At 54.0% G+C, this 4,227-nt stretch carries 4 protein-coding genes and 1 pseudogene; 2 read left to right on the top strand and 3 right to left on the bottom strand.

What is annotated here, in order from left to right; all coding sequences use genetic code 11:
* Positions 1 to 430: 430 nt before the first annotated feature.
* Both HCZ97_RS20500 and HCZ97_RS20260 read left to right on the top strand, forming a co-directional pair.
* Positions 431 to 1,012: a hypothetical protein gene (locus HCZ97_RS20500; protein WP_217701835.1), complete on the top strand. Its 582-nt coding sequence runs from the start codon at positions 431 to 433 to the stop codon at positions 1,010 to 1,012.
* The gene (locus tag HCZ97_RS20260; RefSeq protein ID WP_167690927.1) at positions 1,002 to 1,901 is read left to right on the top strand and encodes a nucleotidyl transferase AbiEii/AbiGii toxin family protein; all 900 of its coding nucleotides are present in this window, start codon (positions 1,002 to 1,004) and stop codon (positions 1,899 to 1,901) included. Before HCZ97_RS20500 ends, HCZ97_RS20260 begins: the two co-directional genes overlap by 11 nt.
* A 21-nt stretch (positions 1,902 to 1,922) precedes the next feature.
* Here the strand turns inward: HCZ97_RS20260 and HCZ97_RS20265 are convergent, their stop codons facing one another.
* The 3 genes and pseudogenes from HCZ97_RS20265 to HCZ97_RS20275 all read right to left on the bottom strand — a co-directional run.
* The gene (locus HCZ97_RS20265; RefSeq protein WP_167690928.1) at positions 1,923 to 2,333 is read right to left on the bottom strand and encodes a hypothetical protein; all 411 of its coding nucleotides are present in this window, start codon (positions 2,331 to 2,333) and stop codon (positions 1,923 to 1,925) included.
* 55 nt (positions 2,334 to 2,388) lie between these two features.
* On the bottom strand, positions 2,389 to 2,892 hold the full coding sequence (locus HCZ97_RS20270; protein ID WP_217701836.1) for a replication initiation protein: 504 nt from the start codon (positions 2,890 to 2,892) through the stop codon (positions 2,389 to 2,391).
* 897 nt (positions 2,893 to 3,789) lie between these two features.
* Positions 3,790 to 4,227, bottom strand: a pseudogene (locus HCZ97_RS20275) (phage tail tape measure protein); the annotation flags it as partial.

Below are 4,227 nucleotides of genomic sequence, written 5' to 3' on the forward strand. Positions count from 1 at the left end.
CGTCTCTCTTGACACGGAGAGAACTCTTGCTAAAATAGACGCGATGTCGTCTTATAGATGTCCTTAGGACATCTATAAGACGACATCAGGCTTCTAAATGGAAAAAAGTCAACCATTTCAAAGACGTAAGGCTTGGACCAACCTTGCCGAAACGGCTTCTAAACGGCTTGAGAACAGCTCGTCCTCGCTAATTTCAGAACACGACCTTTTCAGAGTGATCTGGTCTATCTACGACGAGAAAAGTGCGAAGAACCTGCGCGGCCGACGGCCTTCTAGGCAAACGTATGTGCGTACGCGGGGCATGCTTAGGGACGAAGGTATCATTCGCTCTGACAGTGATTACCCTAGTTTTTGGCGTATCATGTCTGTGCCTGATGCTCCTGCGGACACGATCGTCTGCCAGGCGGACCGATACTGTTATATCTCGCATATGTCTGCCATGCAGAGGTACGGTTTGACGAACCGGCGACCAGAGGCACTTTTTATCACAAGTCCCCCTGATGCGGTTGTTCGAAAGTGGAACAAAGCGCTTCTAGAGGATCGATTTGGGAAGGAACTCAATAATGATGACATCTACATCGAGCCATTATTCCTGACCCATCATCCCACTCGAGTTCGCAGAAGAGCCGTAGATCAGCTCAAGACCAAGTTCTACGGAGAGTGGAGAAAGGTCCGTGGGGAGGATCAGCGCATTGCTTCAATCGGACAAGTGTTCTTGGACATGCTTGAGACACCGCAGAGATGCGGTGGGATGCGCCATGTTTTGGAGGTATGGGGAGAGCATGCTCCTAAGTACTTGAAGCAGATAATCAATGCTGTTGAAGGCGCGGATAGACCCATTTGGAAGGTCCGTGCGGGCTACATCCTTGACGAACATCTTAACGTTGCCAATGATCACGTTCTTTCATGGCTCCAGTACGCTCAGCGTGGAGGAAGCCGCGTTCTAGAGCCTGGCCGCAGCTATGCTGAGCCGTTCTCCTCAAAATGGATGATTTCAACGAATGTCGGATGAAGATGAAGCGCCTCCTGAAACGATTGTCTCGATAACTGCTTGGGTAGAGAAGGCTAAAGCTGACCCGGCAACTTATTTAGAGCGTCAAGCTACGGAGGTCTTCTTGTCGACACTTGGCGCCATAGAACCTTACAAGCACGAGATGTTCCTGAAGGGCGGCATCTTGATGGGTGTTGCATATGAGAGCCCTAGGAACACTGGGGACATCGATCTGAGCGCTATCTCTACGCCAGAAGAGGGTATCGCTGAGAAGATCAAAAATGCTCTAGATGAAGCGTTTCCGGCAATGTGTGCAGAGCTCGGTTACCCTGACCTGATGTGCCGGGTGCAATCGTTTAAGTACTTTCCTAAAGGCGAAAAATTTCCAAAGAACGATGGGCCAGCAATCAAGTTGAAGGTAGGCTATGCGCGGCGTGGATCTGCGCAAGAAAAGCATTTCTTGGAAGGGAAAAGCCCTACTGTCCTTGAGGTTGATGTCAGCTTTAAGGAGCCGATTGGCGCAATTCAGGTGCTCAGTTTCAAGGACACTGACCAGAAGGTCGCTGCTTACTCTCTTCTCGCTTTGATGGCGGAAAAGTTCAGGGCTCTGTTACAGCAGGAGAAGCGCAACAGGCACCGGCGACAGGACATGTATGACCTGCACTCTCTGACGCTCAGGTTTGAGCTCGATGAAGAAGAGAGAAAACAGTTGCTCGATATGTTGGTAGAGAAGTGTGAGGCGCGGGGGATTAGCGCCGATGCATCATCATTGGAGCAGCCAGAGATCATCGAGCGTGCACAGGCTGATTGGCATACTCTCGAGGTGGAAGTCGGAGAGGTCCCTGAGTTTGATGAGTGCTTCAAGGCCGCAAACGGACTGTACAAGTCTCTCCCCTGGCAGGAAGCGTAAGTCAGGCTTCCCCCTGGAAGGCTAGCCCACGGCCAGCCAACGTTTCCACCATGGGCGCCCTAGATTGGTATCGGTGGAAGCTTGTGGAGAAGGCAGGGCCAAAGCCAAGCGCTTTGCCTGGTCTCTCCACTCATCGCGTTCAGCCTTCGCATCGGCCAGTGCCGTTTCCAACGCATCTATCTTCTCTTGGAGAAGGCTCGCCTCAGCGGCGTTCTTGGCATCTTTTGGTGGGGTTTCATCTCCTAACGAGTTACCTTTCGCGTTAGGTTCTTCTGTTACGGCATTGAAAACGCGGAACAGTTCAGATGCCTCTATCTGGTAGCCACCAGACTTGGTCTTCTCCGCAGAAATCTTGCCGGACTTGATCGCTCGCGTGATCGTTGGGACGCTCTTCCCTGTCTTCTTTGCTGCCTGGCTTGCGGAGAGTTTCACGGCGTAACGGCCCTTTCAGGTCATGACATGTTGGGTTGCGTGTGACCTTAACACGTTAGGCTTCCAACTGCTGGTATGTTGAGAAGGCGAGCTCGCGGATGATCCGTGTAGGCCGTGGCCGCATCTCTCCACCAATCTCGGATTCCCTACCGATACGATCGGCCCAAAGGTCCTGGTCTTCAGAAGAGAGGCTGTCCCACCATTTTTGTGCAGCTTCTTTGGGGTCCTCGATCATAGGTGGCGCGCCGTCAGTATCCTGCTTCTTTCTTCGGGCTTTGCTGTGCCTGTCGTTCTCAAGGACAGTGTCGGCTGCTTCATGAACGTCTTTCCAATGCCAATCGAACCGCACAGCGCTCACTGACCGGCCGCGCTTTTCGATCTTCATCTTCACGTTGACGGTGCCAAAGTCGTTGATGGCGGCCAGGGCCGGATCGAGGACACGTGTGCGGAAGTCGGACCAGCGATCATACGACTTCTGTGCTTCAACCCCCATCAGCGTGCGAAGCTCGGATAGGGTGAAAGTCCAGTGCGGCCGCCCAAGCCGTTTCTTGTCTGCCAATATCGCATAGAGACGTCGTCCGTGCCCTGTGAGACTATGAGCCGCATGGGCTTCGATCTTGGCAAAAGTGCTTGGGCTGCGGAGGGCATGTACGGCAGCGGGCGGGACGAGAAGGCGCGCTAGGCTGCCGCCCTCAACGATATGCCATTCTGCCAAAACCACAGCCCCCCAAGGATCGCCCCTGTGGTCCCCTGAGAGCTTCATGCCTGTGAGGCGATCTAGGCATTGTCGGAGCCAGACATTGTCGCCTCGACCGCTTTCCCCGCGGAGGCGGAGAGTTGGCACTTCAAGCCAAATGGCATTGGGGACTGTTGCAGGTACCCGTTGCTCATCCAACGCCGCAGCGATCTCCCAGACAGCGGAAAGCGTGGCTGGTGTCAAAGGCTGTGTGGAGCGCAGTGCGATTGCGCTGGAGGGCACGGTTATCTCTCTCATAACCGACACGTTAGGCAGATAAATGTCTGTTGTAAATTGTCTGTTTTTGTAGGGTGTAATATTTTCAGGGTGTTAGATGCGTGTGAGACCTGTGTGAGAGGGGCTAACACAGGGGTGTTAGTGCGCCTCACACTCCTACCTAAGTTGCTTCATGCGGCTAAGAAATCAGATTTGAACAGACACATTCATTAACGGTCTGTCTGTAGACCCCTCCGGCGCGTCTGTTCATACCCTCCGGCGCGTCTGTTTTTACCCTCCGGGATGTCTGTTCATACCCTCCGGCGCGTCTGTTTTTACCCTCCGGGATGTCTGTTTTTGAGCCTCTAGTGTAAGTGTCGGGTGTCGAGGGGAGCGATAGCGACACGCGACACTCAGGAAAAACACATGTGGTAAGCCAGCAAGCTACACGAACCATGCGCCTCCGGCGCTGAAAGTGGCAGATCGGGTGGATGCGAAGAGAGATCAAGGACCAGACGGACCGGAGCTATAGGACGGAGGTGTTGGGTCAGGCTCATATGCTGGATTCTTGGGGTCACGCTTCCAAGCATCGTTGATCTTTGTCCTGAAAGTCTCCCACTGCTGCCCTAAAGCTTTTGAGAGGGTACTGCGGACGCTGCTGACGAAAGCCGTCCATGCTTCGACTTCTTTACGCAGTCGCGCATTTTCCTTCTCCAGCGCCTGGAAGTGTTCCGGGGTAGCTTCGCGCTTGATCTGGTCCGCTTCCTTGCGCGCGGCTTCGAGAAGCGCTTCTGAGGCCCTCTGAGCGTCATCGACGACCTTTCGGTGTATAGCCGCTGCTTCGGATCGAATGGCCTCTCTACGGGCCTCTGAGAGCTTCTCCGCATCAAGGGCTGCGCTGGCCCGATCCCAGTGGCCATCGGCGATACCTTCAGCCTGGGC

It is taken from the genome of Pseudooceanicola sp. HF7 (genome assembly GCF_011806405.1).
Taxonomy (GTDB): domain Bacteria; phylum Pseudomonadota; class Alphaproteobacteria; order Rhodobacterales; family Rhodobacteraceae; genus Pseudooceanicola.